The following is a 26,828-nucleotide window of genomic DNA, read 5'->3' as shown; positions in this document are numbered from 1 at the left end:
TTTATTGTGCGGCGAAACGCAGTTAAATTTAAACGATCAGCGCTCAAAAAGCTGCAAAAAATATTTTAAATTTTGCCTCTCGGCCGCTAGGCTCGTATTTGCTCCGTGCCCCGGATAGAGCGTAAAATCGCCCTTTATCTGCAAAATTTTACGCAAAGACTCTCTCATCTGCTCGCCGCTTGAAAAGGGAAAATCCCATCTGCCGATAGAGCCTTTGAATATTACGTCGCCGCTAAAGATCGCGTCGCCCACTTCGATCATACAGCTGCCCGGCGTATGTCCTGCAAAAAGGCTAAATTTAACGTTAAAGCCCGCTATTTCAAAGCTTTGCTCCTGCCCTTTTATGAGCACGTCCGCTTCTATGGATTCTGGCATCGTCTCAAAAGGATCCGCCCGCAGCATAAAGGCGTCTTCCTCGTGGATATAAATTTTAGCGCCCGCCCTTTGCAGCTTGGCGTCGTCGTAAACATGATCGAAATGCCCGTGCGTATTCAAAACCGCGGCGATCTTTCCCGTATTTTGCATCACCCAATCAAAGCTGCCCTGCCCCGGATCGATCACCAGATCGCCCTGCTCACCCTTTAGAATGTAGCAGTTCGTCGCGTATTCACCGAAAGCTTTTTTTAAAATTTGCATTTAAATCCTCCTTTTAAGCTTAAATTAAAGCCGTAATTTAGCCAAAAATAGTTAAAATTCGCACAATTTAACGTAAAATTTTAAGGCTAAATATTATGTTTTTGGACGATTTGCTGCCGCAACTAACCGATTTTTTATCGGAGAGACTCGATGAAACGGGTGCGGACGCCTTTGTAGTAGGCATCAGCGGTGGGCTTGACAGCGCCGTGGTTTCCGCACTTTGTGCGCTTACTGAGATCCCTACTTACGGGCTTATCCTGCCTAGCGCGGGTTCAAATTTAGAAAATATGGCAGACGGCATCTTTCACTGCGAATCCTTTAATATTCCCTACGAGATCAAAGAGATCGCGCCATTTGTAGAAAATTTTACCGCTTTAAATCCCGGTGCAAGCGCTCTTCGCATCGGAAATTTCGCCGCGCGCGTAAGAATGAGCTTACTTTATGATTACAGCGCGCAAAAACGCGGAGTAGTCGTAGGCACGAGCAATCTTAGCGAGAGGATGCTCGGCTACGGCACGATCTACGGCGATATGGCATGCGCGTTTAATCCGATCGGAGAAATTTTAAAAACCGATCTGTTTAAATTCGCAAAAATTTTATGCATAGACGATGCGATCATCAAAAAAGCCCCAAGCGCCGATCTATGGGAAAACCAAAGCGACGAAAAGGATCTCGGATACGACTACGAAATCCTAGATAGCGTGCTAAAAGATATTTTTTCGCGAGCTAATCTAAGGGCTAAAATTCGCTCGGGCGAGCAGATCTGCGCGGACGATCTGAAATATCTGAAAAAATCCAACCACAATAAAGATCTGGTAAAACTGATCGTGCGTAAAATTTTAAAAAACAACTTCAAACTACGTATGCCGGCCGTGGCTCGCATAGAGCCCGCACACTAAGGAGAGATTTATGAAAGAGATACCGTTTTATAAGGCTCAAATCGATAAAAAAGAGGAAGACTTAATTAAAAGCGCCCTCTACAACAGCGATATAAGATATAGCGAAATTTTTGAAGAGGATATTTGTAAATATTTCGGCGTAAAGCACGCCGTATCGACTACGAGCGGCACGACGGCGCTGCATCTGGCGCTTTGCGCAATGGATATTAAGCGCGGAGATAAAATTTTATGCTCCGTAAATTCCTTCCCTAATGTCGCCGAAGTGATCCGCCACTTCGACGCAGAGCCCGTTTTCGTAGATATCGATCCGATAAGCTTTAACATTACGAGCGAAAGCCTTGCTCGCACGATAGATCAAAACCGCCACAAGAAGCTAAAATGCGCTTTCATCTCGCACATCGCAGGACTTGCTGCGGATATAGACGCCATCAGCGAGGTCGCCAAAAGCGAAAATATCATCCTCATCGACGATGCGTGCCGCGCTATGGGCGCTACCTATAAGGGCGCAAAAATCGGAGCGCTTAAAAGCTCGCTCATATCGTGCTTTCAGATCAATCCTCAAGCGCAAGATGCGATCTCTACGGCGGGCTTTTTCGTTACGAACGACGATGAGATCGCAAGCGCCGCGCAAATTTTAAGAAACGGCGGCATCGTGGGAGACGCCTTTTACAAAGACGGCAATATGTCCTTTACCTACGACGTCGATCGCATCGGTCAAAAATACGATCTTGACGCCATAAATTCCGCTTACGCGATCGCCCAGTTTGAAAAAACCGACGCTTTTATAAAGCGCCGCAAGCAGATCGCCGCAGCGTATCGCGAGCAGCTCGCAAACTGCCCTCACGTGACGCTTCCAAGCGACAGCGAGGAGCATATCTATACTCAATTCATCGTAAGGATCGACAAAAACCGCGACGATTTTGCCAAAGCGCTGATCGCGCGCGGAGTAAGCGTATCGCTGCACTATGTGCCGGTGCACCTGCTAAGCTACTACAAAAGCAAATATAATTACAAGGTCAATGATTTCCCGAATGCGCTTAAAAACTATCAGCAAATTTTATCCTTGCCGATCTACACGGCGCTTAGCGACGACGATGTGAGCTACATCTGCGAGCAGATCAAAGAGATAGCGCAAAATCGTGTTTAAACTCCTAATCGAGCGAAACCTATACGACCCAAGCCCTGCATGGCTTGCGCTCGGAGTGATTTTAGCGCCGTTAACGCTACTTTATACGCTTATCGTCTGCCTAAAAAGGCTCTTTGCTAAGCCGCAAAAATTTAAAATTCCAATAATCAGCGTCGGAAATTTAACCCTCGGCGGCAGCGGCAAAACCCCGCTAGTACGGGCGCTTTTTAAAGAATTTAATAGGGAGCTCAAAACCTGCATCATCCTTCGCGGATACGGGCGCAAAAGCAGAGGCTTGCTCGAAGTAGCGCTCGGCGGACGGGTACTTTGCGACGTGCGGCAAAGCGGCGATGAGGCGATGGAATACGCGCTGTTTTTGCGCGGTGCAAATGTGATCGTCAGCGAAGATCGCGCTGCAGGGATTTTGCGCGCGCAAACTCTCGGCTTTGAGTTGGTGATTTTAGACGACGGATTTTCTAAATTTAATATCTCTAAATTTGATATCTTGCTGCGCCCGCAAAGCGCGCCGAAGCTACCCTTTTGCCTGCCGTTCGCCGCGTATCGCTACCCGCCGTTTTTTTATAAATTTGCGGATTTCATACCCGCGCCGAGCGATATTTCGCAGGGCTTTAAGATTGTTTCGGCGGCGGATCTGCAAGGCGCGCTAAACGGCACGGATGAAATTTCAAATCCTGCGGATGAAATTTTAAATTCCGACGCAGACGAAATTTCGGATTTAAATTTAAATCGCGCCACAGATGAAATTTCAAATTTAAATTCCGCCGCCGCGGATAAAATTTTAAATTCCAAAGAGGCTGGTTTTGAGAGATCCCGCATGATCTTAATCAGCGCTATCGCCAAACCTTGGCGCTTGCAAGAGTTTTTGCCGCTCGCAAAAGCTCACGCATTTTTCCCCGACCATTATGATTTCAAAAAAGAGCAGATTTTAGAGCTGCTAAGACGCGAGGATGCGGAGCATATCCTTTGCACGGCGAAAGATTACGTGAAATTAAGGGATTTTGGCGCGGAAATTTCGGTGATTTTGCTAAATTTAAAGCTAAGCGAAAACTTTATCCGCGAAATTCAAAACTACATAAACCAAGCTATGATAAAATAAGGTTTTTAAAGGAATTTTATGATAAAAAAGAGCAAAACCGCCGAAGTAATCATCTCCGCGCTGCCCTATATCCGTAAATTTAGAGATAAAATTTTCGTCGTCAAATACGGCGGCGCGGCGCAAACCGACGATACGCTTAAGCTTGATTTTGCCCGCGATATCGTGCTTTTGCATATGGTCGGCATCAAGATCATCGTCGTGCACGGCGGCGGCAAAAAGATCAATCAGACCCTGGATAAGATCGGCGTGCAGAGCGAGTTTAAGGACGGGCTTCGCATAACGAATAAAGACGCGATCGAAATTACCGAGATGGTGCTAAGCGGCGCGGTGAATAAAGAGATTACGGCGCTTTTGAACCAAAACGGCGCGCCCGCGATCGGTATCAGCGGCAAGGACGGCGGGCTTTTGAGGGCAAAATTCCTCGATGAGAAAAAATACGGCTTCGTAGGCGAGATCACCGAGGTAAACACCAAGCTGATAAATGACCTGCTACAAAAGGACTATCTGCCGGTAATCGCCCCGCTTGCGGGCGGCGAGACGGACGAAAACGTAAGCTTTAATATCAACGCCGATCTCTGCGCCAGCAGGATCGCAGCCGCGCTAAAAGCGAGTAAGGCGATATTTTTAAGCGACATTGACGGAGTGCTCGATAAAGAGGGAAATTTAATCAGCAAGCTCGATGCCGCGCTCATTTCGAAACTCAAAAAGGACGGCACGATCGCAGGCGGCATGATCCCAAAGGTCGATGCGTGCCTGCAATGCGTGCGAAACGGCGCAAGTGCCGCGCATATCATCAACGGCAAAATTCCGCACTCGATCCTGCTTGAGCTTTTCACGGACGGCGGCATAGGAAGTTTGATAAAGGAAGAAATTTAGGCGCGAGCGCGGAGACGGCAGGCTTAAAGCGGCAATGCCGCAAGTCCGTGCAAAAAGTCTAAACGATCAAATTTAAAGTGTCTAGGCGGGCGTAAATTTTAAAATTTTAAAAAGGAAAAAGATGAAACTGGTTTCAACGAGAGATTTTTCGCAAAAAGCGGATCTTAGCTATGCGCTGCTAAATCCGAGCGCGAGCGGCGGCGGGCTTTTCAGCCCCGAGAGGCTGCCGCTTTTGAACGAGGATTTTTTTAAGCAGTGCGAGGATCTGAGCTACAAACAGATCGCGCTTAAAATCATCGAGAGCTTCAATTTTGACGTAAGCAGCGAGGTCTTTGAAGACGCGCTAAAGCGTTACGATAAATTTGAAAATCCCGCTTGCCCCGTTCAGATCAAAAAACTAAGCGAAAACACCTATATTTTGGAGCTTTACCATGGCCCGACGCTTGCGTTTAAGGATATGGCGCTGCAACCCTTCGGCGCGCTTTTAAAAAGCATCGCAAAATCCAGAGGCGAGAAATTCTTAATAATGTGCGCCACGAGCGGCGACACGGGGCCTGCGACGCTGGAGGCCTTTGCGGACGACGAGAATATCAAAGCGGTCTGCCTCTACCCGCAGGGCGGCACGAGCGAGATACAGCGCCAGCAGATGGTAAAGCAAAGCGCGGCAAATCTTAAAATTTTAGGCGTGCGCGGCAACTTCGACGACACGCAACGCGCGCTAAAATCGCTGCTGGCAGACGATGATTTCAAAAACGAGCTCGCGCGCGCAAATTTAAATCTAAGCGCCGCAAACTCGGTAAATTTCGGCAGGATTTTATTTCAGATCATCTACTACCTCTACGCTAGCATCTATTTCTCAAAGCACGGTGTATTGAGCTTTGGGCAAAATTTAAAGCAAAGCGATCAGTGCCAGGCGTGCAGTCAAAATTTAGACGCCGCAGTGGGCGCAAACAGCGCGCAGAGCGCAAAACAGGGTTCTAAATTTAACACCTTCGACGTCATAGTGCCTAGCGGAAATTTCGGCAACGCGCTGGGAGCGTATTTCGCCAAAAAAATGGGCGCAAAGATCGGCAAAATCAAGATCGCTTCAAACGCGAACAATATCCTAACCGAGCTTTTTACGCGCGGCATCTACGATCTACGAAATCGTGAGCTCATCCGCACGATTAGCCCTGCGATGGATATTTTAGTTAGCTCCAACGTCGAGCGGCTGCTTAGCGATATGTTCGGCGATACGCGCACGAACGAGCTGATGCAGAGCCTGGCGCGAGATAAATTTTATAAGCTTAGCGCGAGCGAGCTTGCGAAGCTGCGCGAGGTCTTCGAGGCGGATTTTTGCGACGATGCGCAGTGCGCTAAATTTATCAAGCAAGAAAGTGAGCACGGCGTGCTGATCGACCCGCACACGGCGACCTGCTTCAAGCTGCTTGACGAAAGCCGTCTAAATCTCGTCATCTCGACCGCTAAGTGGATTAAATTTACGCCGTCGATGATCGGTGCGATCAAAGGCAGGGCTTGCGAGGACGAGCGAGCCGATATGATCGCGCTTTCGAAGGAATTTCGCAGCGACATTCCGCCGCAGATCTCGCGCCTTTTTAGCGCGCCGCAGGTGCATTCTAGCGTCGTGGAGCAAAGCGAGATCAAAAACGCCATAATAGAATGGATAAAAAAATGATAGTAATCCCCGCGCGCCTTGCTTCGACGCGCTTTAAAAATAAAATTTTATGTGAGTTTGGCGGCGTGCCGATGTTTATCAAAACGGCTCAAAATGCCGCCAAAGCGGATCGCGTGCTAATCGCCGTGGATGAGCCGCAAATTTTAAAGATCGCGCAAGATTACGGCTTTGACGCCGTTCTTACTGCGCACGAGCATCAAAGCGGCACCGACCGCATCGCTGAAGCGGTCGCAAACGCGGCGCTTGCGGAGAACGAGATCATCATCAATATCCAAGCCGACGAGCCCTTTTTTGAGAGCGAAAATTTGATTAAATTTAAAGATTTCGCCAACGCCATGATCGCGCAAAAGGGCGCATTCATGGCTAGCTGTTACAAATATATAAGCCCTCAGGCGGCGGAGGATCCGAATTTAGTCAAGCTAGTGCTTGATAACGCAGGCTTTGCGATCTATTTTTCGCGCTCGCTCATCCCCTACCCGCGCGCGGCATGCGAGTGCTACCTCGGACACATCGGCATCTACGCATACAGCGTGCAAAATTTAAAGCGGTTTTGCGCCCTGCCCGCCTCAGCGCTGGAAGATACCGAAAAACTCGAGCAACTTCGCGCCATAAGCGCGGGCGAGAAGATCGCGATGCTTGGGATCGAAACTGCGAGCATCGGCATCGACACGCCGGCTGATTACGAGCGCGCGCTAAAGGAGTTCGGCAATGGAAATTGATCGCGCCTTTTTAAGCACGAAATTTAAAGCGAGCGGACCCACAAAATTTAACGATAACGAGCTACGCGGCACGGAATTTGGGACGCAGGGGCCTGCCGCGGAGCGTAAAATTCTAACGGCGCATGAAATTCTAATGGCGCGCGGAATTTTAAAATTTAAAGATGCGAGCGCAAGATGAATTACGATGAATACAGATCCGCCGTAGATACGCTAAATGCGTGGGCGCGGGCATATTACACCGACGATAAGCCGATCGCAAGCGACGAGGAGTACGACGAGCTTTATTCGCAAGCGGAGAAATTCGAAGAGCAAAACCCCGAGCTCGCGCTGCCCTACTCGCCTACACGGCGCATCGGAGGCGCGATCAGCGAGGGCTTTTCCAAGCTCGCTCACGGCGCGCAGATGTGGTCGATGGAGGATATTTTCGACGACGCGGACCTTTTGGCGTGGCTGGCTCGCGGCGAGAAGAGCGGCGCGCAGTTTTACGTCGAGCCGAAATTTGACGGCGCGAGCCTAAATTTGACCTACGAAGGCGGCGTGCTGATAAGCGCGGCGACGCGCGGCGACGGGCTTATAGGCGAGGACGTGACGCAAAACGCAAGAGCGATCAAATCGGTGCCGCTTCAGATCCCCTACGCGCAAAGGATCGAGATCCGCGGCGAGACGCTGATCGCAAAGAGCGATTTTGACGCGCTAAACGACGAGCGCGCCGCAAACGGCGAGAGTCTGTTTTCAAACCCGCGCAACGCCGCCGCGGGAAGCCTGCGCCAGCTGGATAGCGCGATCGTAGCGAAGCGAAAGTTAAAATTTATCCCGTGGGGGGTGGGCGAGCATTCCTTAAGCTTTGCACTGCACTCGCAGATAATGGAGTTTGTGCGCAGTCTCGGCTTTTTGCGCGACGAGTTTTGCCGCATCTGCAAGAGCGCAAGCGAGATCAGGAGCGCGTACGAGGCGCTGCATAGCATGCGCGCGAGCAAAGATCTGATGCTAGACGGCATGGTAATCCGCGTAAATGAGCTTTCAAAGTGCGCGCAGATGGGCTATACGGTGAAATTTCCGCGCTTTATGGTCGCATACAAATTCCCCGCGGTCGAAAAGGTAACGAGGCTGCGCGAGATCAATCTGCAGGTCGGCCGCACCGGCGCGGTCACCCCCGTAGCCGTCGTAGATAGCGTAAATATCGACGGCGCGAACGTTTCAAACGCGACGCTTCATAATTTCGACGAGATCGCGCGGCTGGGGCTGATGAAAAACGATTTCGTAGGCATCATCCGCAGCGGCGACGTGATCCCGAAGATCACGAGCGTTTACAAACAGCGCAGAGACGGCACGCAGAGCGAAATTTCGCGCCCGGATCGCTGCCCGGTTTGCGGCGAGAAGCTACTTGACGAAGGCGCGCTCATAAAGTGTCAAAACCTCGATTGCAAGGCGCGCGTGATAGGCTCGCTGATCTATTTCTGCTCCAAAAAATGCATGAATATCGAAGGGCTAAGCGATGCGACGATTACGCAACTTTTTGAAAGCGGCAAAATTTCAAAGATCAGCGACATTTACGCCCTCGCCGCGCAGGATTTGGCGGATCTCGAGGGCTTTGCGGATAAAAAAATTTCAAATCTTTTGGGCGCGATAAATGCGAGCAAAAACGCGCCGCTTGAGCGCTTCATCGCCTCTTTGGGGATCGAGCACATCGGCGAGGTGGCCGCGCGCAAGATCGCTGCGGCATTCGAGCAGGATTGGCTGGATGCGAGCGAGGATGAAATTCTGCGACTGGAGGGCTTTGGAGAGGCGATGGCAAGGAGCCTGAAGGAGTTTTGCAAGATAAATCGCGAAAAAATTCTAAATTTAAGCGAAATCATCACGCCTCGCGCACCCCAGACGCAGACCGTCAAAAGCGCCTTCACAGACCGCAGCGTCGTCATCACCGGCACGCTAAGCCGCCCGCGCGACGAGTTTAAGGCTAGGCTTTTGGCGATGGGCGCGAAGGTGCAGGGCTCGGTATCTGCCAAGACCGACTTCGTGCTCGCAGGCGCAGAAGCGGGCTCCAAGCTACAAAAAGCTCGCTCGCTTGGCGTGCGGGTGATCGACGAGAGCGAGTTTGAAGCGCTCGCGAGCCTGGCGACGACCGGTGCGAATTCACCCGGCAAGAGCGAGCCCCAAATGCTTGCGGGGAGCGGCGAGTGAAGGTTTTTTGCTGGGTGCCGAACCCACACGCAAACGGCGCGGGGTTAAATTTTAAAAGCAATCTCCGCCCTGCGGCGCTTATATCTTTTACAAGGCGCGAGAATTTTAAAAATTTTAAAGAGTGTGAGGGGGCGGTAAATTTGCCGCTAAAAGCGAGGGTAGCAAATCGAGCGGTCGGCGCGGTATCGTCAGGCTTTGAGGCGCACTCAAAAATGGCAAACCGAGAGGCGGTTTCTGCGAGGCGTGCGGGCTTTGCCTACCGCAACGCCAAGACGGCGAGCGCGATGTCGATAGATAGGGCTGCAAGCGAAAATATTTTAAATTTTACGGCGCGCAAACACTGCGCCGATAGGAAAAATTTTAAAATTTTCGCTAGCGACGAGATAAAATTTGCAACACACGGCGAGCTAAAATTTGCAACGAATAGTATGATTAAATTTACGGCGCGGCGAGGGCTAAAGTTTGAGCCTTGCGGCACTGCTGCGCGCGGCTTTGCTTTGCGCGATAAAATTTTAAGCTCTAGGCCGTGCAAAAACTGCGCAAGCTTAAAATTTCATCGGGGCGCGGAGAAAAAGCAAAATGAGATTTGATCTGCTCGTCGCAAACACGCTTAAAATCAGCAGAAATCAGGCCGCCGCGCTGATAAAGCAGGATAAAATTTTGCTGCGAGGCGCCGTGCAAAACAGGCCCTCTGCGCAGATCGCGCCCGAGCATAGCGGCGAAATCAGCGCGACCGAGCAAATTTACGTAAGCAGGGGCGCGCTCAAGCTTGCGGGCTTTCTGGACGAGCTCGCCGAAAACGGGCTTTTAGCAAGCTGCGGCGCAAATTCGCCTAGCGCGGCGGCAGAAATTTTAAAGCCGTGCAGTGTCGCAAAGAGTGCAGATAGCAAAGCGACGACGACGCAAAGAATAGGCGCAGTAACGACGCAAATTTCAAGTGCAGATTTTGCGGCTACGGATAAAATTTTAGGCGCAGACGAAGCGACTAAAATTCCAAGCGCGGCTGCCGCGACGACAAAGATCGCAAAAGTAGATGTCGCAGCAACCCGTACCGCAAAAACTAGCGCCGAGGCGGCTGTGCTTTTACAAACCGGTGCAGACAAACAAGCAGTGGAATTTTTACAGACGAGCGCGGGCGCCGATACGGCGGAGCTTTTACAAACGGACGCAGACGCTGAAACGGCAGAGATTTTAAATGCGGCGACAGCCTCCAAATCGGGCGGTAAGGCGGGCGCGTGCCGCAGAGAAGGCGGCGCGGAGCCGCTACAAACAAAGCCCTCTCAAAAAGAGGTTTTAAATTTAGCGGGAGCCGATGTTTTGGACGTGGGTAGTAGCACGGGCGGGTTCGTGCAGATTTTGCTTCAGCGTGGCGCAAAGAGCGTGACCGCGCTTGATGTCGGCAGCTCGCAGTTAAGCGAAATTTTGCGACGCGATTCCCGCGTGATCGTGCGCGAAAACACCGACATCAGGGAGTTTGCGAGCAAGAAAAAATTTGATCTCATCACCTGCGACGTGAGCTTCATCTCGCTAAATTTGATCTTAAAAAGCCTCACTAGCCTCGCAAAAAGCGCTCTCATCGTTCTATTTAAGCCGCAATTTGAGGTGGGCGCGGAGGCGAAGCGAAATAAAAAAGGGGTGCTCAAAGATGAAAAAGCGGCGCGCGCCGCGCGAGCGAAATTTGAGCGGCTATGCGCCGAGCTAGGGCTTGCCGCGCTGCACGCTAGCGCCTGCAAAATCACGGGCAAAGAGGGGAATCAAGAATTTTTCTATCTTCTAAAAAGGATGAACGATGAAATTTAAAAACTTAATTATATTGGCGCTAAGCACGCTATTTTTGGGCTCATGCGCCAAAAGCTTAAACCCCAAAGCGCCGATCGTAAAAAACTTCGACATCGCTAAATTTAGCGGCGGCTGGTATGAGATCGCCCGCATGAAGGGCAGCGACGACGATCTGCAAAACACCGCCTACGAGTGCTTCGTCGATAAAAACTCCACGATCAATCTTTTAAAAACCGCCAAAACAAGCTCTGGCAAAATCGAAAACGAACAGCATGTATTGGAGTTTGCAGGCGATAAAAACATAGGCCTGCTCTATCAAAAAGGCCTGATTTCCGACTCCCTCTACCGCGTGGCACAGGTGGACGGCGACTATCGCTACGCCCTAATCTTCGGCGCCGATACGAGCGAGCTGTATATCCTCTCGCGCAGCAAAACCCTGCCTGAGCCAATCCGCATCCTCTATCTGAAAAAGGCGAAGCACAGCGGCTACGACACCAAAAAAATCGTCTGGACGAAGCAGCAATAATGGCTAATCAAAAATCATGTAAAGACCATACAGAGGCTTCGCTACGGAATTTTAAAGAGCAAAATTTCGTAGCGCAGAATTCCAGCTTGCAAAATTTTGCGGAGCAAAATTCCACAAGCAATGGGGAAAATTCATCTAAAAGTATCGAACACCCGAAGCAAGAGCTACGCAAAAATAAAACCGGCGATGCGCACCGCGCAGATGAAGCAGACACCGACACCTCTTGCAGCAATGAAACGACTTTTGGCAGTAAAACGGCTTATAACGACGCTTGCAGCAATGACGTAGACGTGCAGGCTCAAGGCACGCTTCCTGCTTGTGCGGAAGTACTGCGTGCGCGCCTAAGCGAGCAGTTCGCACGAGGCGATATTTTCGCAACGCTACAAGGCGCAAACCGCGATAATGTGCGCGCCGTAGCAATCGGTAACTTCGACGGCATGCACCTTGGACATCAAAAATTATTTGAGCACCTAGGTGAACACGGCGCAATAATCGTAATCCTAGCAGGTGGTGGCACGAAGCTAACCCCTTTTGCGTCACGGCAGGCGTTTACGAACAAAAAGATTTTTTATTGCGATCTACGCACTATCAAAAGCCTTAGCGGAGGCGAATTTATCGCACTTTTAAGGCAGAATTTCATAAATTTACAAAAAATTGTCGTGGGCGAGGACTTTAGATTTGGGCGTGATCGGGCGTGGGACGTGGAATTTTTAAGGCGCGAATTTCGCGGGCAAACCTGCGTCGTAGGGGAGTTTTGCTTAAGCGGCGGCGGCGTGCATTCAAGTAGGATCAAGGAGCTTTTATCGCGCGGTCGGTGCGAAGAGGCGGCGGAGCTCTTAGGTCGGGATTACGAGATCTGCGGACGGATCGTGCGCGGCCAGGGGCGCGGCGCGCGGGAGTTCGTAGCGACGCTAAATCTCGAGCCGGGCCGGTTTTTTATCCCAAAAAGCGGAGTTTACGCAACCGTCACGAGCGTGCGCGGCGCAAGATATAAAAGCGTGAGCTTCGTAGGAGAGCGCCTTAGCACCGACGGGGCTTTTGCGCTTGAAACGCACATTTTGGGGGACTTTACGGGCTTTGAAGCCGTAAATTCCGAGCAAGATCGCGCGCCGTGCTGCGAGGGCCAGGCTACAGATCCTGCGCGAAATTTAGATAAAATTTCGGTGCGCAATTCGGCCGAAATTTCTATGCAAAATTTTGCGGCGAACGAGAGCCTGGGCGCCGAAAATAAAAATTTAGAGGCTGCGGGCAAAAACAACGGCGCGAAATTTGCCTGCGTGAAATTTATAAAATTCCTGCGCGAAAATCAAAATTTTACCGATCCGGCGCGCCTTAAAGAACAAATTTTAAAAGATGCTGCCGAAGCGGAGCGGATTTTGCAAGGTCGCGAAATTTAGTAGCGCTTTCCGCTCTCGGAGCCTTAACGCGCTTTTAGCTTAGGCTTATGCGAAACTGAACGCAAGCCGCGCTAAAATTAGCGATAGCGCAGATTTTAGCTGTGGGCAAAGCCCAAATTAGCGGCTAACCCTTGAGTGCAAAACAGGAGCTAAGCGGCTAAATTTCGCGTCTAGCCAAGCGTGAATTTTGCCGAGCTTAAAATTTGCGATGTGCAAAATCGTAAAAACGCTTACGAAATTCCGCTTGCAGGGCTTTTGGGCACTATGCGCCCATGCTTAAAAAATTTGAAGAAGCTGGTTTGGCGGTGCAAAATTCGGCGGCATAAAATTTAAACGCTAAAGTTTAACGGCGCGAGCTCTTGGCTCGTAAAGCTGCCAAGCAGAGTAAAATTTGCTCGCGCAAATTCCGCACCGACTAGATTGCGACCCGAAGCTCGGTGCGAGCCGAGATGTAGCGCGTCCGCAATCAAAGAACGCGCGCCGAGTGTAAAATTTAAGCGAGCCGCACGGGCAAGTGCGGCGAAAAATCCCGTGCTAGGCAACCGCAAGGCGGATACTGCGCGAATAGCAAAGCAAAAAAAGGGAACGGATGAAAGACGAAATTTTTAAAGAGCCTATCAAAAAGCAGTTTGAGTTTGACGCCAGCGTCGCGTCGGTTTTTGATGATATGATCGGACGCAGCGTGCCGTTTTACGAGGCGAGTACGCGGCTTAGCAGCGAGCTTTTGGCGCGGATACTGCCGCAAAAGGCACGCGTGATCGATCTTGGCTGCTCGACTGCGACCGCGCTGCTGGCGCTGTTTGCGCTGCGCCCAGATCTGCGGCTGTGCGGCATCGACAGCTCGGAGGCGATGATACAAAATGCCCGCGCCAAGGCAGCGGCGTTCGGCGCCGAGCTCGAGCTTAGCGTATCTGACGTGCTGGATGCGAACCTCGCGGACTGCGACGCCGTGATCCTAAACTACACCTTGCAGTTTATCAGACCGCCGCGCCGAGCCGCGCTCGTGAGTAAAATTTACGACGGATTGCGCGAGGGCGGGGTTTTGATCTTTAGCGAAAAGATCGTTTACGAAGAGCCTGCGCTGGCGCGCCGGATGATCGAAATTTACGAGGATTACAAGCGCGCGCAGGGCTACTCGCGCTACGAGATCGCGCAAAAACGCGAGGCGCTCGAAAACGTGCTCGTGCCCTACACCGAGGCGGAAAACCGCGCCTTGGCGCTAAACGCAGGCTTTAAGCGTGTCGAAAGTATCTTTAAATGGGCGAATTTTATGAGCTTCGCGGCGTTTAAATAGACTTTGAAATCATAAGAAGCAAAAATTTTAAAGAAATGAAATTCGTGATTTTCTACACGTTTTGCATAGAAAATCATATATTTTATCGGATAATTAAGCCCGTATTTTCGTCTATCTCTTCGTTTTCGTATCGGTCGCGAAATTCCTCTACGATATTCCTTAAAAATGCTTTATTATCGGCTTTTTGTTTGATTTTTCTAAATTCACCGATAGAAAGAAGCAGCCAAAATATTATAAAACTGATAAGCCGCCCAAGCCATTCTGGCAAAAGATGGAAGTTTGATGATACAAGACCCCCAAAACAAAAAAACCGAATATCACGGCGAGCACCGCTATCCAAAAAAAAGTCCCGATGAGATCCCGTATATAATTATTATCTTTATAGGCTATTGAAAAATCTCCTAGATATTCAAAATCCCTAGTCTTATTTACGATTATATGCGCGTAATTATATCCGCCGTTTACGGTGTATAGCCCCGCTATATCGTCTCCTTCGGCTATGAGGACATCTTTGCTAGCAGCGGTTAGCCTAAAAATTGCATTGCCGTAATTTTTAAGCCGAAACGACCAAACATATCTATGGGTGGTCTTGTGATCGGTAGAAAATCCGTACTCGCCCAAGGAGGTATGGCTTTCAAAGTCGCTTACGACCTCTTTTTGCGAGCGGCTTACTATCCCGTGAAAATAATCTATGTCTTGCATAATCGCTCCTTTTTAAAAATAAAATTTGTAAATAATACGCCCCCCCCCCCATTAAAATTTGCTGAATTTTTTATAAAGCAGAATTTTAAATCAACGCGGCGGCATTTTTCGCTCAAATTTTAAAAGCGAGCTAGACAACCCGAGCGAAAAATTTAGATCCGAACGGCAATAACAGCGGTAATTCAAGCGATAAGAATTCAGATAATTTAAATGGCGAAAATAAAACGATAGGCGTAATTTAAAATGTCAAAATTTTGCAAGCCTCTAGCAGGAAGCAAGAAAGAACAAAAGCATTGCATCGAGACAAAGGCGTTGCGCCGAAGCTAGAAATGTTGCGTCAAGACAAGGCGTTGCGGACAAGCGAATGGCGGATGGATGAATTTTAAAACGTTAAAAATTTGGCGACACCGCATTTTAGAATTTCAAAATCGCAATCACTGAAATTCCTGGCATAAAAAAAGCGTCCGCCGTTTGACGGACGCCGTGTATAAATCGCGGGGCGAAATAAACGCCGCCGAGAGCAAAGGAGCTTATTTATCTCTTAAATTTAACTCGCTAACGAGCTTGGAGTAAACTGCGTAGTCTTTGTTTTTAAGATATTTCATCATTCTTTTGCGCTGACCTACTATCTTTAGTAGTCCTAAGCGAGATGAAAAATCTTTCGGATTTGCTTGCAAATGAGTGGTAAGAAGCGTGATCCTCTCGGTAAGAAGCGCGATTTGCACCTCTGCAGAGCCCGTATCTTTCTCTCTTCTAGCGAATTTCGCAACTATCTGTGCTTTTTGAGCCGTGTCTAAAGCCATGACGACCTCCTGATCGGTAAAATAGGAAGCGATTATACTTAATTAACCTAAATTTTTGCTTTCTTTGTGTAAAATGCACGCTTTGACACCAAAGGAGAGAATAAATGCTTTTTACAAAAGCAAGCGAATACGCCCTACTTTCAATGATCTGCATCGCCCGTAAGAATGAGTCTATGGATGTCGATTCGATCTCTAGCGAGCTTGGAATTTCACGCAGCTTTTTGGCTAAAATTTTACAAAATTTGGCTCGCGCGAGACTTTTAAATTCCTTCAAAGGCGCCAAAGGCGGCTTCGTGCTCGCGCGCAATGCGAATGAAATCACGCTAAGCGAGATCATCAAAAGCGCCGAAAGACGCAAGGCGACGGTATTTGACTGCACCGCCGAGGGGATCGACGCCTGCCCTAACGGTCGCACGCTGTGCCGCGTCAATCTAATGTTCGGCGAGCTTCAGGAGAAGGTCGATGAGTATATGGATACGATCACGCTAGCAAACATCATCGGCAAAGAGCGCAAATGAAAATATATCACCTAAGCCACACCGATCTGGACGGCTACGGCGCGCAGTTCGTCGCGGCGCACTATTTGATGGATGTGGAATTTTTCAACGCCAACTATGGCAAGGAGATAAACGAAAAATTTGATCTCATCCTCGCTAGTATCGACGAGCGGCTCGCTACGGACGCAGACGAAAAAAGCCTGGTTTTAATCACCGATCTAAATTTACTGCCCGCGCAATGCGAGAAATTTAGCGGCGAACTAGCCCGTCGAAACGCTCGCGTGATACTTCTGGATCATCATCAAAGCGGACTTGAGTGCGCGAAAAAATTCCCGTGGTATTTCCTAGACTCTTCGCGCTGCGCTACGAAGATCACCTATGATTTTTTCAGCGCGATGTTCGGCGGCTCGCCGCGGCTGGATAAGCTCGTGCGCGTCGTAAACGCCGTGGATATCTGGCTGAAAGAGCAGAGCGAGTTTGAGCTCGGCAAGGTCTGCCTCGGCATGGTCTCGGGCGCGAAAGAGATCAATAAAATTATGTTTGAGCGGGAGAGCAGGGATTATATCTTTTTCCTGTTAGAACAAATTTTTAAATTTCAAGACGAGGCGGACGCACACATCGCGCTAGATAGCGCGCTGCACGGCATAAAGAAGGAATTTTTTAAAAGCGAGCGCGACGATACGCTAAGCAATCTCGTCTCGCATTTCGTAGTCACCCGCCTAAGCGCGCAAAAGCAGCGCTTTGCGATCGACTACCTCGGTAAAAAGGGCATTTTGACCTACAATATCGGCAACGTAAGCGTCATCGGCAACGACTTTTTGACGCAAAATCCCGATGTCGATTTTTTTATCGACGTAACGAGCAAAAAAACGCTCAGCTTCCGCGCAGACGGCAAGATCGACGTTAGCGAAATGGCAAAGCTGCTCCTCGGCGGCGGCGGGCACGTAAACGCGAGCGGCGGGATGTTTGCGGGCTTTAAAGACGCGAGCTCGTACGAAGCCGTAAAGGCGCAAATCGTGGATCTGATCGAGAAAAAAACCCAAATTTCAAAGGAAGAAGATGAAAACTAATGACGAAAAAATCGCCGAGCAAGACCTCATCTACGAGATTAATATCCTGCTTGACGCGATGCTGCTTTATGCGGGCGTGAAACGCGAGCGGCTCGCCGATGCGGCGCAGCTGTATATCGAAAATATCGACACGGTGCTTGCAAACTCGGATGCCAGCGGTGCGGACGAAGTGATCGCCGTGGTCGAGTTTTTGCGTAGCAAACACGCGGAGTTATTTGAAAATAAGGGCTAGCTCGCGAAATTTTAAGCGAAATTTTGCGAGCTAGAATTTTACGAAGCGCAAACTATGCGGAGTAAAATTTCATTGAGCGCAGAAATTTATGGAGCGAGAAATCCGCGAGATAAAATTTTGCGAAATAGAATTTCTAAAATGCGGAATGCAGAATTTTGCGGGCTTAGGCTTAAAATTTTAAAATTTAGCAAGCAGGCTTTGCAAATAAAATTTTATGCTGTCAAACAAGAGCAAAATTTCAAGGCTTAGAATTTACGCTAAGAAATTCCGCACAATAGCAAATTTAAAATTTTAAGTGCATTTTGCGGCACGGAATTTTGCAAAAATTTTAGGCAATATGGGGCAGCTTTGCGTAAAATTCTAATCTAGGCTTCGCGAGGAATTTGCATCAAAACTCCGCGCGGAATTTTGTGCTTAACTAAGGTGCAAAAATTTAAATATAAAGGCTAAATCTTTGTTTGCCAGTGTGGCGCGAAGATTGCGCAGATTGCGGAATTTTAAATTTAAAAGCACGATTCTGCCGTCTAAGATCAAAAAATGGCGTAGCGTCTAAGCTTGCTGAAATGACAAAGCTCGCTTTGAAAGGAAGGGAGAATTTTATCTGCAAAAGCGCAGAGATGGCATTTTAAGATACTTTTGTTGTTTCTAAGCAAAATAGGTCTGCTGCCAGAGGCTTTTAAATAAGCGCGCTTGATAAAATATTATCGCTAGATATGACGCGGGTGTGGTAAGTACGCCCGAACGCGGCAAAATTAAAACGAACGCAGCACTCTATCGTCGCAAAGCCAGGCATTGTAAAATAAAAAGCTTGGGTAGAGCGCTTAGAAACAAAATGTCGCGAAATAAGATATTTGCAGAGCAAGGTGCCTATAAGATGAAGCGTCGTAAAATAGAATAGAAAGCAACGTGTTGATAAAATAGACACCGTGAATCAGAATTTCGTAGCAGTGACGCAGGACGCGAGTAAATTTTAAGCCGGCGGCGCGCTAAATTTTGAAATTTTATGAATTTAAAACTTTATGAAAGGATAGAAATGAAAAAGATTTTTTTGTTTGCATGTCTCATGCTTTTGTGCTCGCAGCTTTTCGGCGACGATAAGGTCTATCGCCTAAGACTTGCTAGTACATGGGAGGCGACTACGCCAGTTTTGGGCGCTGCCGCCGAGGATTTTAAAAACTATGCCGAAAGCCTTAGCGGTGGTAGGCTTCAGATCCGCATCGATACGCCGAGCAAGCACAAGGCAAGCTTTGGCATATTCGACTTCGTCAAAAGCGGTCAATACGATCTAGGATATACTTCGCTTTATTATTATAAAGGCAAAGACGCCAAAACTATGCTCTGGACGGCAGTGCCTTTCGGTATGACTACCGATGAGCAGCACGCGTGGTACTACTATGGTGGTGGGCGAGAGCTTAACGATAAGATGTTCGCGCAATACGGCATAAAGACCTTTTTGATGGGATCTACCGGCATGCAAATGGGCGGCTGGTTTAAAAAAGAGATCAACTCAGTCGCAGATTTGCAAGGGCTTAAATTCCGCATACCGGGGCTAGGCGGAGAGGTGATGAGCAAGCTGGGCGCTACTATAAACACGGTGCCTACGGGCGAGCTATTTATGGCGTTAGAGATGGGTACGATCGACGCGGTCGAGTGGGTAAGCCCTGTCTATGATATGCCACTTGGATTTCATAAAGTGGCTAAATACTACTACACAGGCTGGCAAGAACCTATGGGAGACTGCCAGCTGCTGGTAAATCAAAAGGCGCTAGAGAAGCTGCCTGCGGATCTTCAAGCGATCTTAGAGGCTGCAGCAAGACTTGCCGGAGAGAACTTCCAAAATAAGGGCTTTTATGAAAACGCTCGCATTTGGGCGGAGCTAAAAGCGCAGTTTCCGGATGTGCAGGTGCGCGACTTCCCTGCAGACGTGATAGCCGCGCTTAAAAAAGCAACGAATGAAATCTTAGACGAAGAAGCGGCGAAAGATCCGATGTTTAAAGAGATCCTAGACAGCCAGCGCGCGTTTTTGAAAATCGGCAGAGAATGGAATAAAATAAGCACCGTAGCCTACATAAATAACGTAAGCGGTATCGCGGGCGAAAGTGCAGTAAATCCAATCTCCGCGGGCTCTAGCGGTACGACAAACTCAGATTCTGCAAGCAGCGAAAATCACGGCGCTGCGAGCAATTCTAATGCGACGGACGGCAAAAATTTAGGCGCGACAAAGTAAAGCGGGTGCTGCGAGTGATAAAAATTAAGGCACGACGAATAGACCGGCACAATAAGTAGCTCAGGAGCGACAAGCGGCGGAAATTCTAACTACTTTTGCATAAAGTAAATGGAATTCTGCCGCAGCAGCTTTGGCGCAATAGCTTTAACATCGCAAGCGGCGTGATCTGGCGCAGCAAAGGGCTCCCGCGTGAAAATAGAACGCCAAAAACACGCGATAAAATAAAATTATAAAAATTCCGAGCTCCAAGCACGGCGGAATTCGGAATTTTAAATCTAAAATTTTAAAATCAAAATTTATGGATTTCAGACGGAGCGCGAAACTACTCCGGTTATGCTAGAAACCGGCATTTGCAACTCTTAAGACTAAAAGCCGCGTCTAGCGCTTTAAAAGCCTATGGGCCTTTTGCATTTATATATTAAAATCACAAAAATTGCATTTGCGTTATTAAAATTATGGCATTTCTTGGCAATATAGGTTAATTCGCATAAAATCAGCCTGCGCGCGTTAAAATTTAATCAATAATGTAATTTGGTAAGATTTATCGCGATAAAATAGCCTTATTATCATGCTTATCTATAAAATTTACTCTATTATGCCGCTCTGATTAAGACTAAATTTATTAGGATTTGATAAATCGCGAATGCCCAGTCTCTGCCGCCACATCTATTAACGCAATAGCAGATAAATTTCAACTGCCCTCTTATTCGATAGTGCGACCACGCAAAGAGACGTATTTGAAGTACCGCAGAATTTATTGAATTTTTTAAATTTTTGATCTTTAAAATACTGCAAGACGGCTAAATCGCCAAAATTTCATATTATTTGAATTGATTGTTAAAAAGTAGATTCGGGAGCATAGCCCCGAATCTACGGATAAGATTAAATTCTTAGAATTTAATCGGATGGTGGTGGAAGTCGTCGTAAACGACTTTATTGGTTTGAAATTTAATGCGCTTAAGCTCGCGGATACGCAAAAATTCCTCTTCGTCGATCTTTTTAATCTGAATCGCCGCCTTAAACGTAGGAGTTTTGGCGATTAGATCCCAGCCGCCGCTGGTTAGCTCGTTGCAGCAGCTCTCCCAGTAGTGATAAGACATCTGAATGATACCATCCATTATACATTCGGTGATGTCCGCCTTAATCGCGATATAGCCGTAGCGGCTCCACGCGACGATGAAATCGCCTTGCGAAATTCCATATCGCTCGGCGAGTTTCGGATTCATTTCCGCAATCGGTCCTATCGCGTCGCCGCCCTGCTCTACGGTCTTAGAGCGCCTAGTCATCGCGCCTCCCGCGTACTCATAAACCTTACGCGTAGTTAGAAGCTGGATTGGGAACTCTGCATCGGTCTTCTCGTCCACGGAGCCCGCCATTACAGGATAATCTTTCGGCATATTCATACGCTTTGCGAATTCCTCTTTGGCGCTTTCGATCTTGCTCTTATCATCCACAAATAGAACTGGGACGAAATTTCCTTTACCGTCCGGGGTAAAGAATTTTTTATCAAGGTACAATGCAGGTCCGCCCATAGAATTCTCATCAGGGCACGGCCAGTGAAGTCCGTGGTATTTTTTGATGCGGTAATAGCTCATTCCGCCGTAGTTGTGTGGAGCTACCCTGCGCACCTCTTCCCAAATCTGCTCTGGAGATTGGAATGTGAAATAATCTCCTAGACCTAGGCGTCTGGCAAGTTCGCAGATGATAGCCCAGTCTTGTCTAGCTTGTCCTGGAGGGGCAACTACAATCTCGCTATGCTGTACGCGGCGCTCGGCGTTAGCATAAGTGCCCTCCTTCTCGCCGCTGCAAGCTCCAGGAAGCACGACATCTGCTTTGCGGCTCGTCTCGGTTAAGAAAATATCTTGGATCACATACATCTCTACCTGCGAAATCGCGCGCAAGAAGTGGTTTGCGTTCGGATCGGTCATAACCGGGTTTTCGCCCATCGTCCAAAAGAATTTTACCCTACCATCAAGAATTGCGTCAGGCACTTCGGTTTTATGAATGCCGATCTTGCCGTTTAGATGACCTTTTGGTAAATTCCACTGGCGCTCAAACCAATCGCGGGCACTTTCGTCGGTCACAGCTTTGTAGCCGGTAAATACGTTAGGAAGCATTCCCATATCGCAGCAGCCTTGAACGTTTTCTTGTCCGCGGATCGGTAGATCGCCGCTGCCTAGCTCGCCTACGTTGCCCGTTACGAGCATTAAATTTGAAATATCACAAACCGCGCCTACGCCGTGGTTGAAGTGAGTTACACCCATTCCGTGCGTGATAACCGCAGGTCGCGTAGTAGCGTAAATTCTAGCCGCTTTTCTAATATCTTCAGCGTTTAACCTAGTGTATTTAGCTACGGCCTCAGGCGAATAATCCTTAACCGCCTCTTTTACATATTCAAAACCCTTAGTGTATTTCTCAACGAATTCGTGATTTACCAAATCCTCGTCGATAATAGCATGGATTAAAGCGTTGATGACCGGGATATTGTGCTCCGGCTCAAGCTGGAGGTGGATATCTGCGCGATTTGCAAATTCCGTCTTAACCGGGTCGATGACGATGAGTTTAGCGCCTCTATTTAACGCTCTTTGAACGTGCATAGCTACGATCGGATGACCATTTTCCGGGTTTGAGCCGATCATCATAATGCAGTTGCTGTGAGTTCCGATCTCCGTGAAGCTATTTGTAGCCGCTCCGTTACCGATTGTTTTGGCAAGACCTGCCACAGTCGGAGCGTGTCAAATGCGCGCGCAGTGATCGATATTATTCGTGCCTAAAATTCTAAGTAGCTTCTGCGCTACGTAGTTATCCTCATGCGTGCAGCGTGCGGAATAGTTTCCGGCTATCGCGTCGGCGCCGTATTTTTCTTTAACCTCTAGCATCTTTTTAGCAACCAAATCAAGCGCTTCGTCCCAGCTAGCCTCGACCAAATCGCCGTCTTTACTAAATTTGCCATTCTTTTTACGAATTAGCGGAGTAGTAAGCCTGTCTCTAGAGCCTACGTAATTCCATCCGTAATAACCTTTCAAACATAAACAACCTTGATTTACAGGGTTGTCGCTTACGCCGGTTGCGGATTTGATATAATTGTCTTCCGCAGTCAGCTCGATTTGACAGCCTGTGCCACAATAAGGGCATATGACCTTGCCTTTATTCGCCATATTTTCTCCTTTCGAAAATACTAAACATGCAAAATTACCATATATGCAATTTCGGCACAATTATATAAATTCTTACCTAAAATAAAATTGAAATTTTGCCTTAAGCTAAAAGAATTTTTTCAATTATAATTAGGAGTAAGTTAGGGTAATTTCAGTAGTAATTTAAATTTTAAAATATACTTTAATACTGATATACTAGACATTTAAAGCAAATAATCAACGAACCGGTTTAAAAAAGAAATTAGTTTTTAAATTTAAGCTTTGAAAGCAAATTTATCAAATAAATTCCAAATATCGTCAGATAAATGACGGAATTTTTTTACGGACTTAAATATAATTACACCAAAATTTTTAGTAAAAAATTTTTAAAATTCCTTAAGTCAAGGAGAAAGGTATGAAACAACATAAATTTGTAATCTGCGATTACAAACGATGTATCGGTTGCACGACGTGCATGGCGGCCTGTTACTCAAGTGCCTACGAGCGCGGCAAGCTTGCTAAATCGCGACTTACCGTGCTTAGACAGGCTTACGGCGTTATGCCTACGCAGTGCAGGCAGTGCGATGACGGACCATGCGCAAATGTCTGCCCTACCGGTGCGCTTCGCTTCGATAATAACTATATCGAATTACACGAAGAAATTTGCATCGGATGTAAGATGTGTACGCTCGCCTGTCCTTATGGCGCGATCAGCTCGAATGCCGAGCTTATGCCGTCAGTAAATTATGCGGTCGAGCCGAAGTATTATCTCGAGATCGAAAGCCAAGCGGGCGCCAAAAGCACCGCCATCAAATGCGATCTATGCAACGGACGCGAGAACGGTCCTGCATGCGTCGAGGTTTGCCCAACTAGCGCTATCATTATGATAGATCCTAAAGAAGGTAAGCATAAATTGGGCTTTGCGATAGACTACGATGCGGCTAATGCTTTTGCAAAAGACGTGTTAAACGGCGAAATCAGTTGCGTCGCCAAAAAAGAAGGAGGCGCAAAATGATAAGCGTCTATACTTTATTTATCGTCAGTGCAGTAATTAGTATCCTTTTATACTGCGCTCCAAAAACTGCCGTTAAGGTGGGATTTGGATTAGGTGCTATCAGCTGTTTTTACGCGATGTGTCATTTCGTAGCCAATATGGGCGTAAGCGACAGCTTCGTTTTGGGAGGTACTTTCTTATATGCGCCAAAATTTGCTTTAAGTCCGCTTGGAAATTTCTTCAGCTTCGTAGTCGTTTTTATAGGCTTTGCAAGCAGCGTTTACGGTATGAGCTATGCTGAGGAATATATCGGAAAGGCAAATATCGGCGTTTTTGCATGTTTATTTAATACCTTCATCTTATCTATGCTTTTAGTCATCAGTGCGGATAATGTATTTTGCTTCGCTGTTTTATGGGAGCTTATGACGCTAATCTCGTCATTTCTAATCATAGTAAACGATGGCAAAGGCACGCTAAAAGCCGTTATGGTATATCTAGGTATAGCACAGATCGGTGCATTTTGTATCACCTGTGGATTACTTATCATTGCAAACTACGCAGGCAGCTTCGAATTTGCGGAGTGGGGAAAAGTAAATATGCCGATGGGCGCTTCCGTAGCAGCATTCATCTTGTTTTTGGTCGGCTTCGGCTCAAAAGCTGGAATGTGGCCTTTTCACGTTTGGCTACCGCAAGCTCACCCTGCGGCTCCATCAAATGTCTCTGCGCTAATGAGCGGCGTTATGATTAAAGTAGCGCTCTTTACCCTTGTTAAATTTACGCTATTTTTGCCACTAAGCATTTATTTTGGGCTTGCAGTTTTGATCCTAGGAGCAGCCAGCTCGCTTTTTGGCGTTTTATACGCGTTGTGCCAGCACGACTTTAAAGCGCTTCTTGCATACCACTCGGTTGAAAATATCGGCATTATCTTGCTGGGTCTTGGCACCGGAATTTACGGCGTCGCAGCAGGCAATGTAACGCTAGGTGCAGTCGGATTTTTAGCAGGCTGCTACCACGTAGTAAATCACGCGATATTCAAAGGCTTGCTATTCTTATGTGCAGGCTCTGTAATCCACGCTACTCATACGCAAAATATGGACGTGCTAGGAGGGCTAGCTAAAAAAATGCCTCTAACCGCTATCGGTATGTTTATCGGTATTATGGGTATTGCAGCGCTTCCTCCGGTAAACGGCTTCGTTTCGGAGTGGTTTACCTATCAAGGAATGCTTCAAGGCGCTAAGGAAAGCGGAATTTTCATTAGATACGCCTTCTCTTTAGCAGTGGTCGCTCTTGCACTCACCGGCGTTTTGGTCGGTATGCACCTTAAGCTTTATGCGGTAATCTTCGCAGGAACCCCAAGGGATGAAAAAATTTGGGAAAATGCAAAAGAAAGCCCATTAGGAATGGTTTTAGGAATGATCATACTGATGATGGGCTGCGTGGGATTTGGCGTAGGCGCACACTTCATAGTCGATTACATAATGCAGGCGGTAAATTCTATCACTTCCAATAGAGAATTTGTCGCAAGCCTAGGCGCTTCGTCAATCACTTCGCCTTTGGGAAGTATCGTTTCAACTCCTCTTATTGCAGTAATTTTGTGTTCTACAATGCTGCTTCCGTTTATCATCCTAGCAGTTATGAAAGCAAATCGCGACAAACCTCGCGAGACAGATCCTTGGGCATGCGGTTTTAAATATAGCCCTCGCATGCAGATGACCGGCGGTCCTTTTACCGGCGATTTAAGAAAGATTATGGACTGGTTATTTAGAGGTCATAAACGCAGAATAGAGCAAAACGGCTACTTCGGACCGATCGAGTATCACAACCACCCACAAGACATTTGGTGGACGATGATTTATCAACCGGTAATCGATTGGAGTAAGAAGATCGCCGATAAGATAGGAATTATTCAAAGCGGCTATGCAAATTTATATACGCTTTACATCCTAATCTATCTTTGCGCGATACTGGGCGTCGGATATTTCTTGATCTAGGAGGTTTGAGATGCAGACTATACAAACTATATTTTTAATGATATTTCAAGTCGCGGTTATCGTCCTAGTCGCTCCGCTCTTCGACGGTATGGCTAGAAAACTTCGAGCCAAACTTCAGTCGAAACAAGGAAGCGATTTTTTCCAGACTTACCGTGATATTATTAAGCTTTTTAAGCGCGGCAGGACCGTTCCTGCGTGCAGCCACTGGGTATTTAGATGGGCGCCGTTTTTCCTTTTCGCTACTTCGGCAGCGATTTTGGCGGCTATTCCTATTACATACAGCGATCCAACCACCGATAAAATTTTCGGAGCATATTCGGATATTTTCGTTATCTTATATCTAGGTGCGCTTTTGCGCTTCGTATTCGGTGCGGCTTCGATAGATAGCGGTAACCCGTTTGCCGCAACCGGCGGCGGACGCGAGCAGATGCTTGCCGTTTTTGTCGAACCTGTGATGATGATGTGCTTAATCGTAGTAATGATGGCTGCGGGAACTTCAAATTTAGTTGAGATTCAGGGGATGGTACGCAGCGGTCAGATCGGCTATCAAATTCCAAGCTTTGCTGTCGCTTCGATTGCATTTTTATGGTGTATGTATGTCGAGACCGGCAGAAAGCCATTTGATCTTGCCGAAGCCGAGCAAGAGCTTCAAGAAGGACTTTTGGGCGAATATGCAGGTAGCGATTTGGGCTTAGTACAAGCGGCGCTTATTTTGAAGCAATTTGCGATGATCGGATTATTCCTAACGATATTTGAGCCGTGGAATTTTAGCAATCCGTTTTTGGCGATCATAATCTTTGTGCTAAAAACTGGCGTATTTTACGTAGCAGCCGTTTTCATCGACAACTTTGGACCACGCTTCAGAATGACTTCGAGCATGCGCAAAATTTCATGCGGTGCTCTTGCCATCGCTTTTGCGGCATTAACGCTTTACGTAGTAGGATTTTAAG

Annotated in this window: 24 protein-coding genes; 20 read left to right on the top strand and 4 right to left on the bottom strand. The window is 47.8% G+C overall.

The features are described from left to right. Positions 1-36: 36 nt before the first annotated feature. The gene (locus tag Q0537_RS01025; RefSeq protein ID WP_299224349.1) at positions 37-636 is read right to left on the bottom strand and encodes an MBL fold metallo-hydrolase; all 600 of its coding nucleotides are present in this window, start codon (positions 634-636) and stop codon (positions 37-39) included. 95 nt (positions 637-731) lie between these two features. On the opposite strand from Q0537_RS01025, the gene nadE reads away from it, so the two are divergent. From nadE to cmoA, 13 genes are all read left to right on the top strand, one after another. After that, the gene (gene nadE, locus Q0537_RS01020; protein WP_299224346.1) at positions 732-1,535 is read left to right on the top strand and encodes an NAD(+) synthase; all 804 of its coding nucleotides are present in this window, start codon (positions 732-734) and stop codon (positions 1,533-1,535) included. 10 nt (positions 1,536-1,545) lie between these two features. Continuing rightward, positions 1,546-2,682, top strand: a complete 1,137-nt coding sequence (locus Q0537_RS01015; RefSeq protein ID WP_299224344.1) for a DegT/DnrJ/EryC1/StrS aminotransferase family protein — start codon at positions 1,546-1,548, stop codon at positions 2,680-2,682. Next, entirely contained in the window at positions 2,675-3,778 is a 1,104-nt protein-coding gene (locus tag Q0537_RS01010; RefSeq protein ID WP_299224342.1) for a tetraacyldisaccharide 4'-kinase, read from the top strand. The genes Q0537_RS01015 and Q0537_RS01010 overlap by 8 nt, the downstream gene beginning before the upstream one ends. 18 nt (positions 3,779-3,796) lie before the next feature. After that, positions 3,797-4,654, top strand: a complete 858-nt coding sequence (gene argB / locus Q0537_RS01005) for an acetylglutamate kinase (RefSeq protein WP_299224340.1) — start codon at positions 3,797-3,799, stop codon at positions 4,652-4,654. Between the two features lie 121 nt (positions 4,655-4,775). Further along, on the top strand, positions 4,776-6,329 hold the full coding sequence (gene thrC, locus Q0537_RS01000) for a threonine synthase (protein ID WP_299224339.1): 1,554 nt from the start codon (positions 4,776-4,778) through the stop codon (positions 6,327-6,329). Next, a complete protein-coding gene (gene kdsB / locus Q0537_RS00995; protein WP_299224337.1) occupies positions 6,326-7,048 on the top strand; it encodes a 3-deoxy-manno-octulosonate cytidylyltransferase in 723 nt (240 codons plus the stop codon). The genes thrC and kdsB overlap by 4 nt, the downstream gene beginning before the upstream one ends. Continuing rightward, positions 7,038-7,226 carry a hypothetical protein gene (locus Q0537_RS00990; protein ID WP_299224335.1) on the top strand — a complete coding sequence of 63 codons (189 nt, stop codon included), beginning with the start codon at positions 7,038-7,040 and terminating at the stop codon, positions 7,224-7,226. The genes kdsB and Q0537_RS00990 overlap by 11 nt, the downstream gene beginning before the upstream one ends. Further along, positions 7,223-9,229, top strand: a complete 2,007-nt coding sequence (gene ligA, locus Q0537_RS00985; RefSeq protein ID WP_299224333.1) for an NAD-dependent DNA ligase LigA — start codon at positions 7,223-7,225, stop codon at positions 9,227-9,229. The genes Q0537_RS00990 and ligA overlap by 4 nt, the downstream gene beginning before the upstream one ends. Next, positions 9,226-9,819 (top strand): hypothetical protein, encoded by a 594-nt coding sequence (locus Q0537_RS00980; protein ID WP_299224331.1) that lies wholly within the window; start codon positions 9,226-9,228, stop codon positions 9,817-9,819. Before ligA ends, Q0537_RS00980 begins: the two co-directional genes overlap by 4 nt. Next, complete coding sequence (locus Q0537_RS00975; RefSeq protein WP_299224329.1) at positions 9,809-11,029, top strand: SAM-dependent methyltransferase; 1,221 nt, start codon at positions 9,809-9,811, stop codon at positions 11,027-11,029. The genes Q0537_RS00980 and Q0537_RS00975 overlap by 11 nt, the downstream gene beginning before the upstream one ends. Beyond that, a complete protein-coding gene (locus Q0537_RS00970; protein ID WP_299224327.1) occupies positions 11,019-11,534 on the top strand; it encodes a lipocalin family protein in 516 nt (171 codons plus the stop codon). Before Q0537_RS00975 ends, Q0537_RS00970 begins: the two co-directional genes overlap by 11 nt. Beyond that, positions 11,534-12,931 (top strand): riboflavin kinase, encoded by a 1,398-nt coding sequence (locus Q0537_RS00965; RefSeq protein WP_299224325.1) that lies wholly within the window; start codon positions 11,534-11,536, stop codon positions 12,929-12,931. Before Q0537_RS00970 ends, Q0537_RS00965 begins: the two co-directional genes overlap by 1 nt. 589 nt (positions 12,932-13,520) lie before the next feature. Continuing rightward, positions 13,521-14,225 (top strand): carboxy-S-adenosyl-L-methionine synthase CmoA, encoded by a 705-nt coding sequence (gene cmoA / locus Q0537_RS00960; RefSeq protein ID WP_299224323.1) that lies wholly within the window; start codon positions 13,521-13,523, stop codon positions 14,223-14,225. Positions 14,226-14,456: 231 nt separating this feature from the next. On the opposite strand, the gene Q0537_RS00955 is transcribed toward cmoA, so the two are convergent. Then, the gene (locus Q0537_RS00955; RefSeq protein WP_299224321.1) at positions 14,457-14,927 is read right to left on the bottom strand and encodes a hypothetical protein; all 471 of its coding nucleotides are present in this window, start codon (positions 14,925-14,927) and stop codon (positions 14,457-14,459) included. A gap of 530 nt (positions 14,928-15,457) precedes the next feature. Continuing rightward, a complete protein-coding gene (rpsO, locus tag Q0537_RS00950) occupies positions 15,458-15,730 on the bottom strand; it encodes a 30S ribosomal protein S15 (RefSeq protein WP_299224319.1) in 273 nt (90 codons plus the stop codon). Between the two features lie 104 nt (positions 15,731-15,834). Here rpsO and Q0537_RS00945 point away from each other — a divergent pair, with 104 nt between their 5' ends. The 4 genes from Q0537_RS00945 (at position 15,835) to dctP (ending at position 19,756) form a co-directional block, all read left to right on the top strand. Continuing rightward, on the top strand, positions 15,835-16,248 hold the full coding sequence (locus tag Q0537_RS00945; protein WP_298021739.1) for an Rrf2 family transcriptional regulator: 414 nt from the start codon (positions 15,835-15,837) through the stop codon (positions 16,246-16,248). After that, entirely contained in the window at positions 16,245-17,297 is a 1,053-nt protein-coding gene (locus tag Q0537_RS00940) for a 3'-to-5' oligoribonuclease B (protein WP_299224316.1), read from the top strand. The genes Q0537_RS00945 and Q0537_RS00940 overlap by 4 nt, the downstream gene beginning before the upstream one ends. Then, positions 17,287-17,529: a hypothetical protein gene (locus Q0537_RS00935; protein WP_298756997.1), complete on the top strand. Its 243-nt coding sequence runs from the start codon at positions 17,287-17,289 to the stop codon at positions 17,527-17,529. The genes Q0537_RS00940 and Q0537_RS00935 overlap by 11 nt, the downstream gene beginning before the upstream one ends. A gap of 1,033 nt (positions 17,530-18,562) precedes the next feature. Then, positions 18,563-19,756 carry a TRAP transporter substrate-binding protein DctP gene (gene dctP, locus Q0537_RS00930; RefSeq protein ID WP_299224314.1) on the top strand — a complete coding sequence of 398 codons (1,194 nt, stop codon included), beginning with the start codon at positions 18,563-18,565 and terminating at the stop codon, positions 19,754-19,756. An 890-nt stretch (positions 19,757-20,646) separates the two neighbouring features. On the opposite strand, the gene Q0537_RS10385 is transcribed toward dctP, so the two are convergent. Next, positions 20,647-22,914, bottom strand: coding sequence for a molybdopterin-dependent oxidoreductase (locus Q0537_RS10385; RefSeq protein ID WP_298028413.1), 2,268 nt, complete (start codon positions 22,912-22,914; stop codon positions 20,647-20,649). Positions 22,915-23,308: 394 nt separating this feature from the next. Between Q0537_RS10385 and Q0537_RS00915 the strand changes: the two genes are divergently transcribed. From Q0537_RS00915 to Q0537_RS00905, 3 genes are read left to right on the top strand one after another with little or no spacing between them, the layout of a single operon-like run. Continuing rightward, entirely contained in the window at positions 23,309-23,908 is a 600-nt protein-coding gene (locus Q0537_RS00915) for a 4Fe-4S dicluster domain-containing protein (RefSeq protein WP_005871891.1), read from the top strand. Continuing rightward, complete coding sequence (locus tag Q0537_RS00910) at positions 23,905-25,878, top strand: proton-conducting transporter membrane subunit (RefSeq protein ID WP_299224312.1); 1,974 nt, start codon at positions 23,905-23,907, stop codon at positions 25,876-25,878. The genes Q0537_RS00915 and Q0537_RS00910 overlap by 4 nt, the downstream gene beginning before the upstream one ends. Before the next feature lie 10 nt (positions 25,879-25,888). After that, complete coding sequence (locus tag Q0537_RS00905) at positions 25,889-26,827, top strand: NADH-quinone oxidoreductase subunit H (RefSeq protein WP_291936444.1); 939 nt, start codon at positions 25,889-25,891, stop codon at positions 26,825-26,827. The last annotated feature ends 1 nt before the right edge of the window (position 26,828 follow it).

The organism is uncultured Campylobacter sp. (genome assembly GCF_938017775.1).
Classification (GTDB): Bacteria; Campylobacterota; Campylobacteria; order Campylobacterales; family Campylobacteraceae; genus Campylobacter_B.
Note: the sequence above shows the minus strand (reverse complement) of the source record. Positions and strands in the feature narration are given on the sequence as shown.